Below are 20,096 nucleotides of genomic sequence, written 5' to 3'. Positions count from 1 at the left end.
CGGGCCCGGGCAGGCTCGCGAGGGCCAAGAGGCCGGAGCAGAGTGCCAAACCTGCGATCAGGCCGATGTCACGCCATTGCCGGAGCCGAAAACGGGATGCGGTCGATATCGCGACGGGGCTCATCCTCGGCTCTCAGCATGGCTAACGCAACGTTGCCTTCAGCAATGTTCCTGATCTGCGTCTCTTAAATTTCTGTTAAGCGCCTGCGCGAGCCTCACGATCTGGAACAGGTCGAGAGTACAACTTTTACGTTTCGTCAATTGCTCATCTATACAACTTATAGTTGTTAAAATGATGAGCAGCACGCCATGCGCCATAGTCCTCTTGCGTTCGGAACCGACCAATCGGCCAGCACGGCGGTCGAGTTCGCCTTCATCGCTCCCATCCTGCTGATGCTGCTGTTCGGGATCATCGGCTACGGCCACGCTTTCGGCGTCTACCACGGCGTGCAGCAGCTTGCCGCGGAAGCAGCACGGGCATCCGTCGCCGGCCTCGACGATGCCGAGCGCGAGCGGCTGGCCCGCTCCTTCATCACCCGCAACATCGGCTCCTACGCTTTCCTCGAACCGAGCAAGCTGACCATCCGGACAACCGCGCTGGGCGCCCCGGCGCCAAGCTTCGAGGTCACGGTCGTCTATGACTACTCGGACAGCGTCTTCAACCGGCTCAGCTCGATGGTTGCGCTGCCGATGCCGGTCGTCGAGCGCCGCGCCGTCGTCCAGCGCGGCGGCTACTGATGCGATCCCCGAACCGACCGGACAGGAGGCCCTCATGATCCGCTCGTTCCGGAAGCTCCTGGCCGACCGCCGTGGCCTCTCGACCATCGTCTTCGCCGGCACCTCCCTGGTCCTGTTCGGGTTCGGTGCGATGGCCGTCGATGTCGGGAGCATCTTCTACCAGAAGCGCCGGCAGCAGACCGCGACCGATCTCGCGGCGCTCGCTGCCGCCGCTGATCTCGAGCGTGCCACGAACGCAGCCCGGGCCAGCGCGAGCCGCAACGGCTTTCCGGCCGGCGCCGTCGGTACGGTCCAGACGGGCACCTATACGCCCGATGCACGACTGGCTCCGACAACGCGCTTCCAACAAGGCTCGGGACCCGCGGCCAACGCGGCCCGGGTCGAGATGCGAGCGACCACGCCGTTGATCCTCGGCCGCGTCCTGGCCTCCAGCCTGGGCGGCGAGAGCGGCGAGGTCGCCATCGTGACGCAGGCCATCGCCGCGCAGGATGCGCAGGCAGCCTTCGCCATCGGCTCGCGGCTGCTCCGCGTTGAGAACGGCGCGCTCAACGGCCTGCTCGGCAGCCTGCTCGGCACGAGCCTGTCACTGTCGGTGATGGACTATGAGGGGCTGGCGCGAGCGCGGATCGACCTGTTCGGCTTCGCCCGCCGGCTGGCGACGCGTGCCTCGATCTCCGCCTTGACCTTCGAGGAGGTCCTCCGTGCCAATGTCCGCATCGGCGACATCGTTCTGGCCGCCCAGGATGCGGCTCGCGATCAGGGAGCCGGCAGCGATGCAATCGCGGCACTGGGGCGTCTCTCCAGCGCCCTCGGCGGCTCGAGCCAGCGCATCAACCTGCAGAGCCTCGTCTCGTTCGGCGTCTACGGCGGCCGGCAGCTGGGTGACGAGGTACCGCTCAAGGCCTCGCTGGCGGCGCTCGACCTGATCTCGGCCGCGGCCCAGATTGCCAATGGCTCACGCCAGCTCGATCTCGGCCTCGCGGTCAACGTGCCCGGCCTCGCGGCAGTCTCGCTCAAGCTCGCCATCGGCGAACGGCCGGTCGGGACCAGCCTCGTCCGGGTCGGCCGCGCCGGAGCGAGCGTCCACACTGCCCAGATACGCCTGCTGCTCACGCTCACCCTGGTCGGCAGCGGCCAGGCCTCGCTGGTCAAGTTGCCGCTCTATCTGGAGCTCGCTTCCGCGACAGCTCGTCTGACCGCGATCTCCTGCGGCGCCGGCGACGTCACCAGCTCGCGCGTGACGCTCGGCGTGACGCCGGCCGTCGTGGATGCCTGGATCGGGCAGGTCTCCAATGCCGAGTTCAGCAATTTCAGCACACGGCCGAATCCACCGGCTGCAACGGTGCTCGACCTGCTCGGTCTCGCCAAGGTGACGGCTCGGGCGCATGTCACGATCAGCAACACCAGCGAGACCCCGGTCAGCTTCAGCTATGCCGAGATCCAGCGAGCCGACAAGAAGACGACCTCGACGCAGAACTTCGTCGCAAGCCTGCTGTCACGACTGGTCGGGGATCTCAACCTGCGCGTCGAGCTGCTGGGGCTGGGTCTTCCCATCCCCGGACTCGACGGCGCCGTTTCCGGCGTCATCGCCGGCGCGGCCGCCCCGCTCGACCAGGTGCTGACGAGCCTGCTCAACACGCTCGGCATCGGCCTCGGCCAGGCCGACAGCTGGGTCAGCGGCGTGCGCTGCGGCGGCGCGGTCCTGATCCAGTAGGGTTCAGGACCGCAGCCGCACCTTGATCCTCTGCATCAGCCCGTCGCGCACGGCGCGATAGGCGTCGAGCACCTGTTCGCGGGAGCCCTGGATGATGGTCGGGTCCGGGGTCGGCCAGTACTCGACCTCGGCGGCGAGGGTGCGGGTGAGTTCCAGCGCCTTGTGGTGCGCCTCGGGCGAGAGCGAGACGATCAGGTCGAAATTGAGCCCCTCCCATTCCTCCAGCTCCTCGACCGTCTTCGGCTTGTGCTTGTGCGCGTCGATGCCGATCTCGTCAAGGACCGACAGCGCGAAAGGGTCGAGCTCGCCCTTGCGCTTGCCGGCGGCGGACTGGACATAGATCGACTTGCCGAAGAAGTGCTTGGCCAGCGCCTCCGCCATGGGCGAGCGCACCGCGTTGTAAGCGCACATGAACAGTACGCTCTGGAGCTTGCGCGGTACGGGCGACTCCAAGCGTTCAGCCCTTCCAGTGCAGCGCGTAAATCAGGGTGAACAGGCGTCGGGCCGTCTCGTTGTCGATCTCGACCTTGTTCGACAGCCGCTCGACCAGCAGAACCGCGGCCTCGTCGTGCAGGCCGCGACGGCCCATGTCGATCGCCTCGATCTGGGCGGGCGTCGCCGTGCGGATGGCCGCGTAATAGCTGTCGCAGACCAGCTCGTAGTCCTTGATGATGCGCTTGAACGGCGTCAGCGAAAGATGATGGGTGACGAGCGCCGCTCCCTCGGCGCTCCTGACCTCGAAGGCGAGGCGCCGCTCGACCAAAGCGAGATGGACGGCATAGGGGCCGCCATCGAACTCCGGCAGGGCGAAGTGGTTGCGCTCGATCAGGTCGTAGATCGCAACGGCCCGCTCATGCTCCTGGTCGGCGCTGCCGCGCCCGAGCGAGGCTTCGTCGAGCGTGACGGCGACCAGATGGCTGCGTTCCGACATATCCCCTCCGCCAGCTCCGTGCAGGCGCAGAATCGCCAGCCTGCCGTCAGCCGTTGAGTCGGATCGTCACGGAACGCGCATGCGCCTGCAAGCCCTCAGCTTCAGCGAGCTCCGTCGCGGCGCCGGCAAGCGCCCGCAACGACTCGGGATCGCATTTCAGCAGCGAGGTGCGCTTCATGAAATCGAGGACGCCGAGCCCGGAGGAGAAGCGGGCCGAGCGCGCTGTCGGCAGGACATGGTTCGAGCCGCCGACATAGTCGCCAATCGCCTCGGGCGTGTGCCCGCCGAGGAAGATCGCGCCGGCATTGCGGATACGCCCCGCCAGCCCTTCGGCATCGGCGGCGATGATCTCGAGATGCTCCGGCGCCAGCCGGTCGACCAGAGGGATCGCGCTGGCGAGCGTCTCGACCAGGATGACCGCGCCGAAGTCGCGCCAGCTTGCGCCTGCGATCTCGGCACGCGGCAGGGTGCGGAGCTGGCCTTCGACCGCGCGCTCGACCGCGTCAGCCAGCGCGGCGTCGTCGGTGATCAGGATCGACTGGGCGGCGGTGTCGTGCTCGGCCTGGGCGAGCAGGTCGGCGGCGATCCAGTCGGGATTGGCGTCGGCATCGGCCAGGACCAGCACCTCGGAGGGGCCGGCGATCATGTCGATGCCGACAGTGCCGAAGACACGGCGCTTGGCCGCAGCGACATAGGCGTTGCCGGGGCCGACGATCTTGGCGACCGGCGCGATCGTCGCGGTGCCATAGGCGAGCCCGGCCACGGCCTGCGCCCCGCCGATCCTGTAGATCTCGTCGATGCCGGCGAGCTTCGCCGCGGCGAGCACCAGCGGATTGCCTTCGCCACGCGGAGTCGGCGCGACCATGACGAGGCGCTCGACCCCGGCGACCTTGGCCGGCACCGCGTTCATCAGCACGGAAGACGGATAGCTCGCCGTGCCGCCCGGTACGTAGAGGCCGACCGCCTCGACCGCGCTCCAGCGCCAGCCGCTCTCGACGCCAAGCGCATCGCGGGACCAGGAATCGGCCGGCTTCTGACGCAGGTGATAAGCCTCGATCCGGGCGCGCGCCGTCTCCAGCGCGGCGAGTTGCTCGCGCGTGCAGGCCGACTGCGCCGCCTCGATCTCGCTTTGCGTCACACGCAGGGTCTGCGGCGTCAGGGAGAGCTTGTCGAAGCGCTCGGTGTAGTCGATCAGCGCCGCATCGCCACGGGCGCGGACATCGGCGATGATCGCGGCCGCGACCTGATCGACATCCTCGGAAACCTCGCGCTTCATCGCGAGCAGGGTAAAGAACTCCCGCTCGAAACCGGCATCGCGTGCGTCAAGCCTGATCGGCATGGTGCTATCCTGACCGCAGGTGTGGTTCAGCCGGCGTCCGGGTGGGCCGGCGTCGCGACCGCTTCCCAGATCGGGCCGAGATCCTTCATCTGCGCCTCGATGCACTCGACATCGAGGCGGATGGCGGCTCCGTCGGAGAAATGCAGGGTCACCTGCCCGGCAGGGCCGTCGGTCTCAACGAAGGTGACGGCGAGCAGACTGAGCACCACATCACCAGCCGCGACCTTGCTGCTGCGCGCGGCCGTCACCCGTTCGAAATGGAGAGCGGCGAGCCGCCGGCGCTTTTGCCCTTGTGCCGCGCCTTCCCAATCGAAACGACGCAGCGCCAGGGCAAAACGTTTCTCGGCGGGCCGATAGGCGATGTCGCCGCGCTTCAGCACCGCGTCCTGCAGATGCGCCGAGATCACCGACAGATCGTCGGCGTCCAGGGCGATCAGTTTCAGCGGCTCAGCGGCGAGATCGGACATGTAGACTCTTACCTCATCGCATTTTCTTCGCGCGAACCGGTGTCCACCGCGCTCGAAAATGCTCTCGGCCCTATCTGGCGGCGACGTTGCCTATCGTCAACCGCTGATGCGCTCGACCTGGGCGCCGCAGCGGCTGAGCTTGGCCTCGAGCGCCTCGAAACCGCGGTCGAGATGGTAGACGCGGTTGATCATCGTCTCGCCCTCGGCGACGAGGCCGCCGATCACGAGCGAGACCGAGGCGCGCAGATCGGTCGCCATAACCGGGGCGCCAGTGAGCTTCTCGACGCCGTCGACATAGGCCGCATCGCCGTCGAGCCGGATCTTGGCGCCGAGCCGGGCGAGCTCCTGCACGTGCATGAAGCGGTTCTCGAAGATGGTCTCGCGGATGCGCGAGGTGCCTTTGGCCTTGGTCATCAGCGCCATGAGCTGGGCCTGGAGATCAGTCGGGAAGCCCGGGAACGGGTCGGTGGTGACATCGACCGGCTCGAGCGCGGCGCCATTGCGGCGGACGCGGATGCCCTCATTGGTCTCGGAGACGTCGACGCCGGCCTGACTGATCACATCCAGCGCTGCCTGCAGCAGATCGGCACGCGCGCCTTCGAGCAGGACGTCGCCGCCGGCCATCGCCACCGCCATGGCATAGGTGCCGGTCTCGATCCGATCCGGCAACACGGCATGATGCGCGCCGCCAAGGCGCGAGACACCGCGGATGGTGATGGTAGAGGTGCCGGCGCCCTCGATCTTGGCGCCCATCTTCTCGAGGCAAACGGCGAGATCGACCACCTCGGGCTCACGCGCCGCGTTCTCGATCACCGTGGTGCCGTCGGCGAGGACAGCGGCCATCAGCGCGGTATGGGTGCCGCCGACCGTGACCTTCGGGAAGACGATCTCGGCGCCCTTCAGCCCCTTCGGAGCCCGTGCCAGCGCGTAACCGCCCTCGATGGTGATGGTGGCGCCGAGGCGCTCCAGCGCCATCAGCAGGAGGTCGACCGGGCGCGTGCCGATGGCGCAGCCGCCGGGCAGCGAGACCTTGGCCTCGCCCATGCGGGCCAGGATCGGCGCAATCACCCAGAAGCTCGCCCGCATGGTCGAGACCAGCTCGTAGGGCGCGCAGGTGTCGACGATCTGGCGCGCGGTCAGCGCGACGGTCTGGCCGGTTTCGGCGCTCTGGCCGATGCGCTTGCCGGCGACCGAGCGGTCGACGCCCTGATTGGAGAGGATGCGCGAGAGCGCGCTGACGTCAGAGAGCCGCGGGACATTGGTCAATGTCAGCGTCTCGTCGGTAAGGAGGCTCGCGATCATCAGCGGCAGGGCCGCGTTCTTCGCGCCGGAAATCGGGATCACGCCATTGAGGCGCTGGCCGCCGGTGATGCGGATACGGTCCATCGGGCTCGTCCTGCAGGACAGCCGGCGGAGGCGCCGGCCGGAAAGGGTGGGATCAGGACCGGGGAGGTTCGGCCTGGGCGGGCGGTAGCGTGTCCTCGGCCGCCGTGTCCGAGGCGCGCCGGGCCCTTGCCTGCGCCTTGCGGCGCTTCAGGTTCTCGCGGAGGGCGGCGGCGAGGCGCGCCCTTCTCTCATCCTCGGCTTCGGTCTGGCGGCTCAAGGCGTCAGCTCGTCGGAATGCCCGCAACCCTGCGGCGGCGGGCGTTGGTTCATGGTTAGCCGCTCAACCCGCCCCGGACAAGACCAGGGCGGCGGCACAACATTCCTTGCACGGTCGATTGCGGCACAACTGCGGCGTCGCCGGTCTCCCGATGAAACAGCCCTGCTCCAAGGCGGCCTGCAGCCGCATCGGCCCACCCGATCGACAGGCTGCGCCGCTCCGGCCGGGAGAGGCCGCAAGGTCCTGCTGCGATTGGTAAAATTTTTATTATCTCGGCAACCCTGACCGACGAGTGTTATGCTGGCACGCCCATTGCGTGCATCGACGGCAACGACAGCGGCAACGGCAGGGCAACCGATGGATGCGTTTTCAGACCGTGAGCCGACTTCGGCACTAACGAATAAAGCCTAACGAAATTAACCATTTCCGGCAGTTTGCGTTTACAGATTATTAACTTTCTCTACCCTCGGCGGCGTCGAGGGGTGCGGGACTAGGCGGAGACGACACGATGTTTCAGAGCTATGCACCGACGGTGGGCGGCCAGGCCGCTGCCGAGCTCGCCGACGGAGAGGTGATCGAGACGATCCGCCGTCACGCCGGCTTCCTGCCGGAGGTCCAGCTCGCCTACGAGCAGGAGCTGCGCCTGCTCTGGGTCACCATCAAGCCGGAGCTGAAGCCGGTCTTCACGCTGCAACTGCTCGAAAGCCTCGGCAAGGTGCAGCAGGCGATCATCGATCTCTGGGGCGCGCCCGAGCAATACCATAACGCGCCGGTGCGCTTCCTCGCCTTCCGCGGCACCGGGCCGTTCTTCACTCTCGGCGGCGATCTCGACTTCTATCTCGACTGCCTCGCCAAGAACGACCGCCCGGCCCTGGCGGAATATGCCCGGCTCTCGGTCGAGGGCGCGCTGCGCAATGCCAGCGGCCTCAACGGCATGGCCGTTACGCTGTCGACGATCCATGCCAAGGCGATCGGCGGCGGCATCGATGCGCCGCGCTCATGCAACGTCATGATCGCCGAGGAGCAGGCCTCGTTCGTCTACCCCGAGATCAAGTTCAACCATTTCCCGATCACCGCCGTCGGCGTGCTGTCGCGCCGGATGGGCCCGCGCGCCGCCGAGCACATGCTGCAATCGGGCGAGGAGATGAGCGCGGCCGAGTTCCTGGCGGCCGGCGGGCTGGAAGCGGTGGTGCCGACCGGCACGGGCGAGGACTGGATCCGCAAATACGCCTCCGACTCGCTGCCGATCCACGCAGCCCGCACCGCCCTGTTCTCGGCCTTCAACCGCCGCGCCGGCAATCTGCGCGAGGAGCTCGAATATCTCGGCCAGCTCTGGACCGACTGCATGCTGCGCCTGCACCCGAGCGCGATCTCCAAGCTGCAGCGCATCGCCCAGACGCAGGACCGCATGCTGGCCCGCGTCTACCAGCGCGGCCCCGAGGAGGCGTTCGCCCGCGCCGGCGCCGCCTGAGCGGACAAAGGAAAGCCCGGGCACGGTCGGCGTTCGCGTCGATCGTGCGACTCCGCCGCGTAACCCTCATGAAACTTTTACCTTTCCCTCTTAAAGCCGTTAGATGATGCGGCAAAGGAAGGGGTCGTACACCCGCCTCTCCAGTGACCGTCACAAGGCAGGAGTGGATGGCGGGAGTGGCGAACCGGTTGCATAGCGCCAGCGCCGATAGAGCGATCGCAGAGCAGCCGGCCGGACATGACGGCCGGAGCGCGGTCGATCTCGCCGATTATCGCCTGCTGGTCTCCTCGCTGTTCTCTTCGCCGGGCTCGATCATCCCAGGCGGCATCGCCGGCATCCTCACGCCCTTCCTGTGCTGGGTCTCGACCAGGGCCGAGCTGTTCATGGTGCTGACGATCTGCGTCGCGCTGGTCGTCGTCATGCGGATCATCACCGTGGTCCGCTATCGCCGCCTCGACCATGCCGATGACACGCTCGCCCAGACCACGCGCTGGGACCGGGAGTATTTCTTCGGCGCGACCGTATTCAGCGCCGTACTCGGCTTCAGCTGCTATGCGGCGCTGGCCTGGACGGACGACCCTGCCGCCCACATCACCTCGGTATCGTCGACGATCGCGCTCGCCTCCGGCTATGTCGCGCGCAATGCCGGACGGCCGAAATTCGTCGCCGTCCAGCTGCTGACCTTTTGCGTGCCGATGGCGGTCGGCCTGATCCAGGCGCACAATCCCTACTACCAGTACATCGGCTATTTCGCCTTCCTCTATGTCGTCGCCAATATCGCGATCACCAACTCGCTGCACCGCAACCTGCTGGCGCTGAGCGACGCGACCAAGCAATCCAAGGCGCTGGCCACGGCCCTGCGCTCGCAGAACCTGACGCTCGACGCCGCGCTCAACACGATGATCCACGGCCTGGCGATGTTCGACCGTAAGCTCGACCTCGCGGTCTCGAACGCGCCGCATGCAGCCCTTTACGGCATTCCCGAGACACTCGCCTTGCCAGGCACGCCGATCAGCGCGATCGCGCGTTTCCTGGTCGAGCGGCAAGTGATGACGCCGGAGCAGGTCCGCGACATCAAGGCGGCCCTCGACGGCGTCCAGGCGACGCAGCAAGCGGCCATCTACGAATTGCAGTCGCGTAACGGCCGCATGCTCGTCGTCACCATCGCGCCCGCGGCCGAGGGCGGCGTGCTGATGCTGACCGAGGATGCGACCGAGCGGAAGGCGACCGAGGCGCGGATCGAGCAGATGGCGCGCTTCGACGAGCTGACCGGGCTCGCCAACCGCTTCGAGTTCAACTCGCATCTCGCCGAAGCTTTCCGCCGGCAGGAGCGGACCGGCGAGACCTTCGCGCTGCTCTATATCGACCTCGACGGCTTCAAGCAGGTCAACGACAATCTCGGCCACGACATCGGCGACCGGGTGCTGGTCCAGACGGCGGCGCGGCTGAAGAGCGCGATCCGCCACAACGACCTTCTCGCCCGCTTCGGCGGCGACGAGTTCGTCCTCATCCTGCCGGCGACCGATGTCGCGACGGTCAGGATGATCGCGCAGCGCATGATCGAGGCGATGGATCGCGCCTTCGAGCTCGAGACCAAGACCGTCTACGTCACGGCCAGCATCGGCATCGCGCTTGCCCCGGTGGACGGTGCGACCCCGGCCGACCTGCTGCGCCATGCCGACACCGCGCTCTACAAGGCCAAGGCAGCCGGCCGCAACACCGCGACGTTCTTCGACCCGACCATGGCCGAGGAGATGCTCGAACGCCACGAGATCGAGGTCGATCTGCGCCAGGCCAGCGCCGAGGGCGCGCTCGAGCTGTACTATCAGCCGATCATCGACCTGCGCACGCAGGAGATCGTGACGCGCGAGGCGCTGATGCGCTGGCGGCACCCGACGCGCGGCATGGTGCCGCCCGGCATCTTCATCCCGATCGCCGAGCAGTCCGGCCTGATCGCCGGCATGGGCGACTGGGCGATCCGCCAAGCTTGCCGCGACGCGGCGAAATGGCCGGGCGGCATCGGCGTCTCCGTCAACATCTCGCCGCTGCAGTTCCGCGAGCCGGGCCGGATCGTCGAGACCGTCAAGAATGCGCTGCTGCTCGCTCATCTCGCGCCGGGCCGCCTGACGCTCGAAGTGACGGAATCGCTGCTCATCGAGGACAACAAGACGACGCTCGAAGTCATCAACGAGTTGCGTGCGATCGGCGTGAAGTTCGCGCTCGACGATTTCGGGACGGGCTATTCCTCCCTCGCCTATCTCTCGACCTACCCGTTCTCGCAGGTGAAGATCGACCAGAGCTTCAGCCGCGACGTCAACAGCGACGAGGCCTCCAAGGCGGTGATCGAGGCGGTCTGCCAGCTCGCCCGGCGCCTGTCGATGAACGTCGTCATCGAGGGCATCGAGACCGAGGCGCAGCGCATGGCGGTGCAACTGCTCGGCGCCCAGCGCGCCCAGGGCTATCTGTTCGGCCGGCCACAGCCGGTGGCGGAGTTCAGCAAGGGCGACGAACCGCGCAAGATCGCCTGACTAGGGCTCGACCATCGTCCCGCCCGAATTGACTGCTTCCACCCGGTTATCGCAGCAGCGAGCTTGATTCCGCCGCAACGGCAACGCATCTGCACGAGCTAGACAGCGACCGGGAGATGCGGCGTGAGCCAGACCGCCAGCCCTGCAGCCAGCAAGGAGCCGTTGACGCCGGATATCTGCGTCATCGGCGACACCCCCGGCGGGCTCGCAGTCGCGACCGCGGCCGCACTACTCGGCGTCCGGACGATGCTGATCCGGCAGAGTGGGAATGCGTTTTCCGTCAACGAGGGCGCACGCGGCCAGGCCCTGCGGGCGGCGGCCGAGCGTGTGCGAGCCAGCGCGGGCGCCCAGGCCTTCGGTATCGCGGCGGCTGGCGAGGTCGATTACGGGCGCGTGCGGGCCCATCTCGACCAGGTGTCGGCCAGACTGGCCGCGAACGACTCGGATGAGCGCCTCGCTGCCCTGGGCGTCCTCGTGCTCAAGGGCGAGGCGCGCTTCCAGAACCGGCATCAGATCGCCCTCGGCGAGACCGTGATCAAGGCGCGGCGCTTCGTCGTCGCGACCGGGTCGTTGCCAGCGATCCCCGACATTGCGGGCCTGGCCGAGTTGCCCAGCCTGACCGAGGACAGCATCTTCGACTTGGCCAAGCGACCGGAGCGACTGATCGTGCTCGGCGGCACGACCGCGGCCGTCGAGCTGGCGCAGGCGATGCGTGCGCTCGGCAGCGAGGTCGCGCTGATCGCCCGGGAAGGCCTGCTGCCCGACGAGGATCCGGAAGCGGTCGGGGTGCTCCGTCGCGCCGTGCTCGGCGACGGCATCGCATTGCATGAGGGCCGGCCCATTCTGCGCGCCGAAAGCTACCGCCAGCGGCCGCGGCTCGTGCTCGACGGCGAGATCCGGATCGATGGCACGCATCTGCTGGTCGCCAGTGGGCGCACGCCGAACATTGCAGGCCTCGAGCTCGATCTCGCCGGCGTCCGCAGCGATGATACCGGTATCATCGTCGACGCCTCGCTGCGGACCGCGAATCGCAGCATCTACGCCGTCGGCGGCTGTGCCGGTGGTGCGGCCGCCAGGTCGATGTCCAGTCAGGCCGCGCAGCATCAGGCCGGCCTCGTGCTCCGCAACGCGCTGTTCCGCCAGCCGACCCGCTTCAGGCACGAATGGGTGCCGCGCACCGTCCATGGTCGGCCCGAGCTGGCGAGCGTCGGCCTGAACGAGGCTCAGGCGCGCGCGCAGGGCGAGATCCGGGTGCTGCGCTTTCCCTATGCCGAAAGCTCACGCGCTCAGGCCGAACGGCAGAGCGAAGGGCTGATCAAGCTCATGACCAACCGCAAGGGCGGTATTCTCGGCGTCGTAATCGCTGGGGCCCAGGCGGCCGAATTAATCGTGCCCTGGAGCCTCGCCGTCCAGAAACGGATGAACGTAACGGAGATGGCAGGACTGATCGCGCCATCCCAAAGCCTGTCGGAGCTGTCGCAGAAAGCGGCGCTCTCCTTCCAGGCGCCGCTCGCGGGAAAGCCGGGCATCCGCCGCCTCATCGGCTTCCTGAGCCGTTTCGGATAGACTGGCTGTTGATGTCAGTAAGACGGTTCGATCCCAACACCCTGTCGATCAGCGTAGCGCGCGGGCCGACGCAGCTCGGCCTGTCGGCCAAGCTGCTCGTGCTCACCATCCTGTTCGTGATGCTGGCCGAGGTGCTGATCTACCTGCCCTCGGTCGCGAACTTCCGACGCAACTGGCTGAACGACCGGCTGGCTGCGGCTCAGATCGCCGTGCTCGTCCTGGAGAACGCTCCGGCCGAGGGCCTGCCCGAGGGCAGCGAGGAGCGGCTGCTCGCCGGCGTCGGCGCCTCCGCCATCGCCGCGCGCGTCGGCGGCGCGCGCCGCCTGCTCAGCCTCGATTCGATGCCGCATGAGGTCGCCAGGACCGTCGACTTGCGCGACCAGAGCTGGATGCAGTCCATCGTCGAATCGGTGGCGACGCTGGTCAGCCCCTCGCATGAGATGCCGATCCGGGTGGTCGGGCAGGCGGTCGGCGCTGCCGACTTCGTCGAGATCGTCATCGACGAGCGACCGCTGCACCGCGCCATGCTGAAATTCTCGGTCAACCTGACGCTGGTCACACTGATCATCTCGATCCTGACCGCCGGGCTGGTCTATCTCTCGCTGAACTGGCTGATCGTGCAGCCGATCCGGCATCTCGCCGCCAATGTGATGGAGTTCGAGCACGATCCGGAGAATCCGCGCCGGATCATCGAACCGACGCAGCGCGCCGACGAGATCGGCGAGGCGCAGCGGGCGCTGGCACGCATGCAGGCGACGCTCGCCGACGACCTCAGGGCCAAGAAACACCTCGCCGAACTCGGCCTCGCCGTCAGCAAGATCAATCACGACCTGCGCAACATGCTGGCGGCGGCGCAATTGATGTCGGACCGGCTGACCGAGACGCGCGATCCGAAGATCCGGCGCTTCGCGCCGCGCCTGATCGCGACGCTCGGGCGCGCCATCGATTTCTGCCAGGCGACGCTCGCCTATGGCCGCGCCACCGAGGCGACGCCGGCGCTGCGCGATGTGGCGCTGCGCCAGCTCGTCGCCGAGCAGGCGGAGCTGCTCGGCCTCGGCGAGAACGGCGCGATCGCTTTCGCCAACGAGGTGCCAGCCGAGGTGATCGCCCCTTGCGATCCCGACCAGATGGCGCGGGTGCTCTCCAACCTGATGCGCAATGCGATCCAGGCGCTCGACGGCGTCACGGAAGCCGGCGAGCGCACCCCGATGCTCAGGATCAGCGCCGGCCGGCGCCATGAGGAGATCGTCCTGCGCATCGCCGACAACGGGCCGGGCGTACCGCCACGGGCGCGCGACAACCTGTTCCAGGCCTTCCGCGGCTCGGTCAATCCCGGCGGCACCGGGCTCGGCCTCGCCATCGCCGCCGAGCTGGTGCGGCTGCATGGCGGCATGATCGCGCTGGAGCCGTCCGAGATCGGAGCGGTGTTCACGGTGTCGCTGCCGGCCCGGCGCGCGGCGGCGTGATCTTCCAACCCTCATCCATCACGGTGTCATCCCGGACAAGCGGCGCAGCCGCGCCGATCCGGGATCCATTCCAGAGCCTTTCCGAAAGAGGTTCCGGAATGGGTCGCGGGTCTTCGCTTCGCTGCGCCCGGGACGACTCGCGTTTTTTTGGCAAGGAAGCGCCCTTGGCTCCACCTGGAACGGAGATTACTGGCTCGCCCAGATCACCCGCGCCATGAAGGCGATCTCGGCGAGCGCGAGCACGCGATCGGCATGCTCGGGATTGAGCGAGGCGAGCTCGACCGTCTTCGCGGTCTGGCGCCTGAGCTGCTTGGCCAGCACCTCGCCCTCGACGGTCTTGACCACGACCCGGTCGCCGCGGCGGATCGCAGCACCGGGCGAGACGATGATGGTGTCACCATCACGATAGAGCGGCAGCATCGAATCGCCGGCGATCTCGAGCGCATAGGCCTTCTCGTCCTGCAGGCCGGGAAAGGCGACCTCGTCCCAACCGGAGCCGACCGGAAAGCCGCCATCGTCGAAGAAGCCGCCGGACCCGGCCTGGGCAAAGCCGATCAGCGGAATCGTATGGGTCGGCGGTACGCCGCGGCGCAGCACGTTCATGAACTCGTCGAAGGAGGCGCCGGTGGCGGAGAGGATCTTGGCGATCGATTCGGTCGAGGGCCAGCGCTCGCGCCCGTCGGCGCCGACGCGCTTCGAGCGGTTGAAGGTGGTGGCGTCGAGCCCAGCCTTGCGGGCGAGGCCCGACGGCGTCAGGCCATAACGCTGGGCGAGCGTGTCGATCGCGCTCCAGATCTGGTCATGGGACAGCATCGCGGAGAGGCCTCGTTCCTGATGGTGCCGGCGCGGCGCAAAGCGGGGATTGAAATAGGAAATATCCCCTATTCGATAAGAATTCAATCTGATTCGCGTTTGCAATCGGCCGCTGACTGAAGAAATTCGGGAGCCGGCCCGGTGCGGCACGGTTTCCGCTTTTGCCGACGGCCGTCAGGCGATATGTCCGGCACCATGCCGCTCATCTACAAGATCTGTCCCGAGGCGCTCTGGCGCGAAGCCGAGGCCGCAGGCCTCTTCCAGGGAGCGCCGGTCGACCTCGCCGACGGCTTCATCCATTTCTCGACCGGCGCGCAGGCCCGCGAGACCGCCACCAAGCATTTCGCCGGCCAGGACGGGCTGCTGCTGATCGCCATCGACGATGCCGTGCTCGGCGAAGCCTTGCGCTACGAGCCATCGCGCGGCGGGGCGCTGTTCCCGCATCTTTATGCCTCGCTCGACCCGAAGCAGGCGCGCTGGATCGCACCGCTGCCGTCGGGCGAAGCCGGCCATGTGTTTCCGGAGGATGTCGCGTGATCGGAGCGCTGTTCGGCCTGGCGCGGCCGCTGATCCACAAGCTCGACGCCGAGCAGGCTCACCGGCTGACGATCGCGGCGCTGTCCGCCGCGCCGCCGCTGCGGCCGGCGGCCGATCCGCCGTCGCTGGCGGTCGAGGCCTTCGGCTTGCGCTTTGCCAATCCGGTCGGGCTCGCCGCCGGCTTCGACAAGCATGCCGAAGCCGTCGACGGCGCGCTGGGTCTCGGCTTCGGTTTCGTCGAGGTCGGCGGGGTAACCCCGCTGCCGCAGCCGGGCAATCCGCGCCCGCGCGTCTTCCGCCTGCCGGAGGACGAGGCAGTGATCAACCGCTATGGCCTCAACAGCGAGGGCATGGAAGCGGTCGCCGCGAGGCTCGCCGCGCGGCGCAGGAAAGGCGGCATCATCGGCGTCAACCTCGGCGCCAACAAGGACTCGATCGACCGCAGCGCCGACTACGCGACGCTGGCAGGAAGGTTCGCGCCGCTCGCCGATTTCCTGACCGTCAACGTATCCTCGCCGAACACGCCCGGCCTGCGCGACCTGCAGGCCGAAAGCGCGCTCGACGACCTGATCGCGCGCACCCTCGCCGCCCGCGACGAAGCCGCCGCCGGTGGCAAGCCGACGCCGGTCCTGATCAAGATCGCTCCCGACCTTTCCATGGCCGAGCTCGACGGGATGATCGCGGTCGCCCGCCGCCGCAAGGTCGACGGCATGATCGTCTCGAACACCACGATTGCGCGACCAGACAGCCTGCGCAGCGCAAGCAAGGCCGAGACCGGCGGCCTCTCGGGCAAGCCGCTCTTCTCGGCCTCGACACGGATCCTTGCCGAGACCTTCCTGCGGGTCGAACGCCAGTTCCCGCTGATCGGCGTCGGCGGCATCGATTCGGCGGAGACTGCCTTCGCCAAGGTCCGGGCCGGGGCGAGCCTGCTGCAGTTCTATTCGGCGATGGTGTTCAAGGGTCCGGGGCTGGTCGGCGAGGTCAAGCGCGGGCTCGACATGCAGATGCGCAAGGCCGGACTGCCGCGGCTCGACGTGCTGGTCGGGCGTGATGCCGAAGCAATCGCACGCGGCGAGACTCTGTGAGACCTACCGCTTCGAGGCGAACAGACGGCTGAGCAGCCAGAGCGGTACGACGACCAGCGCGCCCGCGAGGGCCCAGCCGCCGACCTCGCGGACCGCGTCGAAGCCCATATCGGTGATCGAGCGGACGAAGCGCAGCGCCGAGTCGAAGAGGCCCCGCGGCGACAGGCCAAGAAAGGCCATGGCCGCGCCGACCAGGAGCGAGATGAAGAACAGGCGCACGAGGACGCTGAGGAGAGAACCGCCCAGGAAGCGCTCGGTGCCACCGCCATTGGCCATGGAAATTCCCTTCGGATCGACAGCGATAGACAAATCAGACCCTGCTTGAACCGGGCCTGAACGCCGCCGTCAACCGCCGAGCGTTCAGCTCGTCGCCGAAGCGCCCTGCGCTGCCCAGCCAGCGCCGGCGATCTTGGCGGCGGCGATCACCGCCTGGGTGCGGCTGTCGACATTGAGCTTGGTCAGGATCGCCGAGACATGCGCCTTGACCGTCGCCTCGGAGACACCCAGCTCATAGGCGATCTGCTTGTTGAGCAGCCCCTCCGACAGCATCATCAGCACGCGCACCTGCTGCGGCGTCAGCGTCGCCAGGCGGCGGACCATGTCGGCCGTCTCATGATCGACCGGAGCGGAGAGATCGACTCCGGGCGGGGTCCAGACACCGCCGTCGAGCACGGCCTGGATCGCCTCGCCCATCTGCGCGACCTCGGCGGTCTTGGGCAGGAAGCCGAGCGCGCCGAACTCGATGCAGCGGCGGATCACGGCCGGATCGTCATTGGCCGAGACGACGATGACCGGGATCTCGGGATAGGACGCCCGCAGGAAGAGCAGGCCGGAAAAGCCCTGCACGCCGGGCATGGAGAGATCGAGCAGGATGAGGTCGATATCCGAGGCTTCGGCGAGCGCCTGGCCGAGCGCCTCGAGCGAGCCGACCTCGCTGACCTCCGAGCCGGCCAGCGCATGCGAGACCGCCTGGCGCAAGGCGCCGCGAAAGAGCGGATGATCGTCCGCGATCACGATCCGTGTCATCATGCCCTCCGCGCGCCAAAGCCCGGCAAGATGCCGCGCGATTCCCCCTGGAAAGTTCAAGCGCCCGGCATCTTGCCCTGTCAATGCTCCAATCGCAGGGAGACACAGCGGATCGCTAGTTCAGAGGCAGGAGCGCCTCCAATGTCTCGATCCGGTCGGCCTCGCCCGGTGGCTTGTCCCAGCGGATACGGTTGATGCGGGGAAAGCGCATGGCGACGCCGGATTTGTGCCGCGTCGAGCGTTGCAGACCCTCGAAGGCCACTTCGAAGACGAGGCCGCTTGAGAGCGTATGCGTGACCTCGCGCACCGGGCCGAAGCGGTTCAGCGTATTCTTGCGGACATAACGGTCGATCTCGACCAGTTCCTCGTCGGTAAAGCCGAAATAGGCCTTGCCGACCGGCACGAGCTCGTCCGTGCCCGCCTCTCCGACCCGCCAGACGCCGAAGGTGTAGTCGGAATAGAAGGAGGAGCGCTTGCCGTGGCCGCGCTGGGCATACATCAGCACGCAGTCGACCAACCGGGCATCGCGCTTCCATTTGTACCAATAACCCTTGGGACGGCCGGGCAGATAGGGTGAATCGAGCCGCTTCAGCATGCAGCCCTCGACCGCTTCGGCATCGGCGCCAGCTCCGGCAGATGCCGGATCGGCGCGGGCCTCGGTCAGCTCATCCCAGCTCGAAAAGGCGATGCGCGGCGAGAGATCGAAGCGGGCACTGTCGAGTCTGCCGAGGAAGGTCTCCAGCCTGGCGCGCCGCTCGGTGTAAGGGAGCGCACGCAGATCATCGTCGGCGTCGGCCAGCAGGTCGTAGGCGCGAATATGCGCCGGGAACTCGGCCAGCATCCTGGCCGTCACCTGCTTACGGTTGAGCCGCTGCTGCAGCGTGTTGAAGCTCTGGACGACACCATCGCGCATCACCAGCAATTCGCCGTCGATCGTGCCGTCCTGCGTCAGAGCCTCGGTCAAATCGGGAAAAGCGCCGCCGATCTCCTCGCCTGTGCGGGAATAGAGCCGGACAGTGCGGCTGCCATCGGCCCGCATGCCGGCAACGGCCTGGACGCGGATGCCGTCCCATTTCCACTCGGCAGCGAACTCGCCGGCAGCAAGCTTGTCGAAATCGCCTTCCTCGACCGCATGCGAAAGCATGACAGGGCGGAACGGCGCCGGGTCGGTCGCCTCGGGACGCGCCGCCCTGCCCTCCAGCCAGGCGAAGAGCGCGGTATAGGGCGGCTCCAGCCCGTGCCAGACCTGCTCGACCTCATCGGCCGGAATGCCGCCGAGGCTCGCGGCAGCGGTCTTGGCCAGACGGGCCGAGACGCCGATGCGCAGAGCCCCGGTGATCAATTTGAGCAGGGCCCAGCGGCCGGTCTCGTCGAGCGCATCGAGCCAGGAGGCGATCAAGCGCGGCATCTCGGTCTTGCCGGACTTTTGCAGGCCGGCGACGACATCGGGAAGGTGTGGCACGTCATTGGCACCATGCCGGGCCGGCCACATCAGCGCGACTGTCTCGGAGAGATCGCCGACATAATCGTAGGAGAGCGCGAACAGCACCGGGTCGGTGCGCTCGGCGATCAGAGCGCGGATCAGGCCGGGCTTGGCATTCTGGAACACCAGCCCGCCGGTCATCGCCGCCAACGCATAGCCACGATCGGGGTCGGGCGTGGTGCGCAGGTAGTCGGCGATCAGCGCAAGCTTGCCGTTGCGGCGCGGCTCATAGGCGAGGCGGTCGAGCAGCCAAGCGAAGCGGTTCATGGCGAGACCTCTGCCGGCTTGGTCTCGGGCTCGGCTTCACCTTCGTCGCCATAGCCGACGAGATGCAGCGGCATGCCCTTGAGCCCGACCGTGCCGCACCAATGCGCCAGCGCCTCGGCCTCGCCATGGGTGATCCAGATCTCGTTCGCCTCGACCTCGCGGATCGTCGCCTGCAGATCGTCCCAGTCGGCATGATCGGAGATGATCAGCGGCAGCTCGACACCCTTCTGCCGGGCCCGTGCCCTGACCCGCATCCAGCCGGAGGCAAAGGCAGTGACCGGATCAGGGAAGCGGCGCGACCAGAGGTCCTGGATCGCGCTCGGCGGGCAGATGACGATCTCGCCGGCAAGTGCCTTGCGTTCCTCGGCCTTGCGCTCGCCAGGTTCGATCTTGCGGATCTCGCCAAGCGGAATGCCTTGCGCCTGGTAGAACTGGGTAATCTTCTCGACAGCGCCGTGGATATAAATCGGCCGCTCGTAGCCGGCTTCGCGGATCAGCGCCATCAGCCGCTGCGCCTTCCCCAGCGAATAGGCGCCGACGATGTGGGTGCGATCGGGAAAGAGGCGGACGGAATCGAGCAGCTTGGCGGTTTCGGCATGGGCCGGCGGATGGCGGAAGACCGGCAGGCCGAAAGTCGCCTCGGTGATGAAGACGTCGCAGGTCACCGGCTCAAAGGGCGCGCAGGTCGGGTCGCGCTCGCGCTTGTAGTCGCCGGAGACGACGATGCGCAGGCCCTTGTGCTCGACCACGATCTGGGCGGAGCCGAGGACATGGCCGGCCGGGACGAAGCGGAAATCGACCGCGCCGATACGCACGGTTTCGCCGGGCACGGCCGCCTGTTCCGAGCCGGCGAAAGCCTCGCCATAGCGCAATGCCATGATCGCCAGCGTCTCTGATGTCGCCAGCACGGCGCCATGGCCGGCACGCGCATGGTCGGAATGGCCATGGGTGATCAGCGCCCGCGCCACCGGCCGGACAGGATCGATGTAGATATCGGCCGGTGGGCAGTAGAGCCCGGCCGGTGTCGGCGTCAGCAGATCGGAAGGCTTCATCGTCTGGCCA

Annotated in this window: 19 protein-coding genes; 8 read left to right on the top strand and 11 right to left on the bottom strand. The window is 67.5% G+C overall.

All coding sequences use genetic code 11. The features are described from left to right. Window positions 1–309 precede the first annotated feature (309 nt). Both GV161_RS16095 and GV161_RS16090 read left to right on the top strand, forming a co-directional pair. The gene (locus tag GV161_RS16095; protein WP_152016649.1) at window positions 310–738 is read left to right on the top strand and encodes a TadE/TadG family type IV pilus assembly protein; all 429 of its coding nucleotides are present in this window, start codon (window positions 310–312) and stop codon (window positions 736–738) included. A 34-nt stretch (window positions 739–772) separates the two neighbouring features. Continuing rightward, window positions 773–2,452 carry a pilus assembly protein TadG-related protein gene (locus GV161_RS16090; protein ID WP_152016648.1) on the top strand — a complete coding sequence of 560 codons (1,680 nt, stop codon included), beginning with the start codon at window positions 773–775 and terminating at the stop codon, window positions 2,450–2,452. 3 nt (window positions 2,453–2,455) lie between these two features. On the opposite strand, the gene GV161_RS16085 is transcribed toward GV161_RS16090, so the two are convergent. The 6 genes from GV161_RS16085 to GV161_RS30935 form a co-directional block, all read right to left on the bottom strand. Then, window positions 2,456–2,863, bottom strand: a complete 408-nt coding sequence (locus GV161_RS16085; RefSeq protein WP_152016647.1) for a low molecular weight phosphatase family protein — start codon at window positions 2,861–2,863, stop codon at window positions 2,456–2,458. 46 nt (window positions 2,864–2,909) lie between these two features. Beyond that, complete coding sequence (locus GV161_RS16080; RefSeq protein WP_152016646.1) at window positions 2,910–3,383, bottom strand: UPF0262 family protein; 474 nt, start codon at window positions 3,381–3,383, stop codon at window positions 2,910–2,912. 46 nt (window positions 3,384–3,429) lie between these two features. Further along, entirely contained in the window at window positions 3,430–4,722 is a 1,293-nt protein-coding gene (hisD, locus tag GV161_RS16075; RefSeq protein ID WP_152016645.1) for a histidinol dehydrogenase, read from the bottom strand. A 26-nt stretch (window positions 4,723–4,748) separates the two neighbouring features. Next, window positions 4,749–5,189, bottom strand: coding sequence for a DUF2948 family protein (locus GV161_RS16070; RefSeq protein WP_152016644.1), 441 nt, complete (start codon window positions 5,187–5,189; stop codon window positions 4,749–4,751). Between the two features lie 96 nt (window positions 5,190–5,285). Further along, a complete protein-coding gene (murA, locus tag GV161_RS16065; protein WP_152016643.1) occupies window positions 5,286–6,575 on the bottom strand; it encodes a UDP-N-acetylglucosamine 1-carboxyvinyltransferase in 1,290 nt (429 codons plus the stop codon). Window positions 6,576–6,627: 52 nt separating this feature from the next. Then, the gene (locus tag GV161_RS30935; RefSeq protein ID WP_193219584.1) at window positions 6,628–6,792 is read right to left on the bottom strand and encodes a hypothetical protein; all 165 of its coding nucleotides are present in this window, start codon (window positions 6,790–6,792) and stop codon (window positions 6,628–6,630) included. A 508-nt stretch (window positions 6,793–7,300) separates the two neighbouring features. Between GV161_RS30935 and GV161_RS16060 the strand changes: the two genes are divergently transcribed. The 4 genes from GV161_RS16060 to GV161_RS16045 all read left to right on the top strand — a co-directional run bounded on the left by GV161_RS16060 (window position 7,301) and on the right by GV161_RS16045 (window position 13,823). Next, window positions 7,301–8,263 (top strand): enoyl-CoA hydratase-related protein, encoded by a 963-nt coding sequence (locus tag GV161_RS16060; protein ID WP_152016642.1) that lies wholly within the window; start codon window positions 7,301–7,303, stop codon window positions 8,261–8,263. Window positions 8,264–8,439: 176 nt separating this feature from the next. Further along, a complete protein-coding gene (locus tag GV161_RS16055; RefSeq protein ID WP_159650272.1) occupies window positions 8,440–10,791 on the top strand; it encodes an EAL domain-containing protein in 2,352 nt (783 codons plus the stop codon). Window positions 10,792–10,914: 123 nt separating this feature from the next. After that, on the top strand, window positions 10,915–12,357 hold the full coding sequence (locus tag GV161_RS16050) for an NAD(P)/FAD-dependent oxidoreductase (protein WP_152016640.1): 1,443 nt from the start codon (window positions 10,915–10,917) through the stop codon (window positions 12,355–12,357). Window positions 12,358–12,368: 11 nt separating this feature from the next. Then, entirely contained in the window at window positions 12,369–13,823 is a 1,455-nt protein-coding gene (locus GV161_RS16045; RefSeq protein WP_152016639.1) for a HAMP domain-containing sensor histidine kinase, read from the top strand. A gap of 186 nt (window positions 13,824–14,009) precedes the next feature. Here GV161_RS16045 and GV161_RS16040 read toward each other — a convergent pair whose 3' ends face one another. Next, window positions 14,010–14,636: a helix-turn-helix transcriptional regulator gene (locus GV161_RS16040; RefSeq protein WP_152016638.1), complete on the bottom strand. Its 627-nt coding sequence runs from the start codon at window positions 14,634–14,636 to the stop codon at window positions 14,010–14,012. 195 nt (window positions 14,637–14,831) lie between these two features. Between GV161_RS16040 and GV161_RS16035 the strand changes: the two genes are divergently transcribed. Both GV161_RS16035 and GV161_RS16030 read left to right on the top strand, forming a co-directional pair. Beyond that, window positions 14,832–15,173, top strand: a complete 342-nt coding sequence (locus tag GV161_RS16035; protein WP_152016637.1) for a DUF952 domain-containing protein — start codon at window positions 14,832–14,834, stop codon at window positions 15,171–15,173. After that, the gene (locus GV161_RS16030; RefSeq protein WP_152016636.1) at window positions 15,170–16,258 is read left to right on the top strand and encodes a quinone-dependent dihydroorotate dehydrogenase; all 1,089 of its coding nucleotides are present in this window, start codon (window positions 15,170–15,172) and stop codon (window positions 16,256–16,258) included. Before GV161_RS16035 ends, GV161_RS16030 begins: the two co-directional genes overlap by 4 nt. A 3-nt stretch (window positions 16,259–16,261) precedes the next feature. Here GV161_RS16030 and GV161_RS16025 read toward each other — a convergent pair whose 3' ends face one another. The 4 genes from GV161_RS16025 to GV161_RS16010 form a co-directional block, all read right to left on the bottom strand. Continuing rightward, window positions 16,262–16,534, bottom strand: a complete 273-nt coding sequence (locus GV161_RS16025; protein ID WP_152016635.1) for a DUF6460 domain-containing protein — start codon at window positions 16,532–16,534, stop codon at window positions 16,262–16,264. An 84-nt stretch (window positions 16,535–16,618) separates the two neighbouring features. Next, window positions 16,619–17,287 carry a response regulator transcription factor gene (locus tag GV161_RS16020; RefSeq protein WP_091833927.1) on the bottom strand — a complete coding sequence of 223 codons (669 nt, stop codon included), beginning with the start codon at window positions 17,285–17,287 and terminating at the stop codon, window positions 16,619–16,621. Between the two features lie 112 nt (window positions 17,288–17,399). Next, a complete protein-coding gene (locus tag GV161_RS16015) occupies window positions 17,400–19,034 on the bottom strand; it encodes a cisplatin damage response ATP-dependent DNA ligase (protein WP_152016634.1) in 1,635 nt (544 codons plus the stop codon). Further along, a complete protein-coding gene (locus tag GV161_RS16010; RefSeq protein ID WP_152016633.1) occupies window positions 19,031–20,086 on the bottom strand; it encodes a ligase-associated DNA damage response exonuclease in 1,056 nt (351 codons plus the stop codon). Before GV161_RS16010 ends, GV161_RS16015 begins: the two co-directional genes overlap by 4 nt. Window positions 20,087–20,096: the final 10 nt, after the last annotated feature.

It is taken from the genome of Bosea sp. 29B (assembly GCF_902506165.1).
In the GTDB taxonomy this organism is placed as follows: domain Bacteria; phylum Pseudomonadota; class Alphaproteobacteria; order Rhizobiales; family Beijerinckiaceae; genus Allobosea.
Note: the sequence above shows the minus strand (reverse complement) of the source record. Positions and strands in the feature narration are given on the sequence as shown.

Excerpts from the sequence above, each read along its gene's own strand:
- GV161_RS16015 (WP_152016634.1), bottom strand. The coding sequence starts at position 19,034 with ATGAACCGCTTCGCTTGGCTGCTCGACCGCCTCGCCTATGAGCCGCGC.
- GV161_RS16070 (WP_152016644.1), bottom strand. The coding sequence starts at position 5,189 with ATGTCCGATCTCGCCGCTGAGCCGCTGAAACTGATCGCCCTGGACGCC.
- GV161_RS16035 (WP_152016637.1), top strand. The coding sequence starts at position 14,832 with ATGCCGCTCATCTACAAGATCTGTCCCGAGGCGCTCTGGCGCGAAGCC.
- GV161_RS16085 (WP_152016647.1), bottom strand. The coding sequence starts at position 2,863 with ATGTGCGCTTACAACGCGGTGCGCTCGCCCATGGCGGAGGCGCTGGCC.
- GV161_RS16010 (WP_152016633.1), bottom strand. The coding sequence starts at position 20,086 with ATGAAGCCTTCCGATCTGCTGACGCCGACACCGGCCGGGCTCTACTGC.
- GV161_RS16090 (WP_152016648.1), top strand. The coding sequence starts at position 773 with ATGATCCGCTCGTTCCGGAAGCTCCTGGCCGACCGCCGTGGCCTCTCG.
- hisD (WP_152016645.1), bottom strand. The coding sequence starts at position 4,722 with ATGCCGATCAGGCTTGACGCACGCGATGCCGGTTTCGAGCGGGAGTTC.
- GV161_RS16095 (WP_152016649.1), top strand. The coding sequence starts at position 310 with ATGCGCCATAGTCCTCTTGCGTTCGGAACCGACCAATCGGCCAGCACG.
- GV161_RS16025 (WP_152016635.1), bottom strand. The coding sequence starts at position 16,534 with ATGGCCAATGGCGGTGGCACCGAGCGCTTCCTGGGCGGTTCTCTCCTC.
- GV161_RS16080 (WP_152016646.1), bottom strand. The coding sequence starts at position 3,383 with ATGTCGGAACGCAGCCATCTGGTCGCCGTCACGCTCGACGAAGCCTCG.
- GV161_RS16045 (WP_152016639.1), top strand. The coding sequence starts at position 12,369 with ATGTCAGTAAGACGGTTCGATCCCAACACCCTGTCGATCAGCGTAGCG.
- GV161_RS16020 (WP_091833927.1), bottom strand. The coding sequence starts at position 17,287 with ATGATGACACGGATCGTGATCGCGGACGATCATCCGCTCTTTCGCGGC.
- GV161_RS16040 (WP_152016638.1), bottom strand. The coding sequence starts at position 14,636 with ATGCTGTCCCATGACCAGATCTGGAGCGCGATCGACACGCTCGCCCAG.
- murA (WP_152016643.1), bottom strand. The coding sequence starts at position 6,575 with ATGGACCGTATCCGCATCACCGGCGGCCAGCGCCTCAATGGCGTGATC.
- GV161_RS16060 (WP_152016642.1), top strand. The coding sequence starts at position 7,301 with ATGTTTCAGAGCTATGCACCGACGGTGGGCGGCCAGGCCGCTGCCGAG.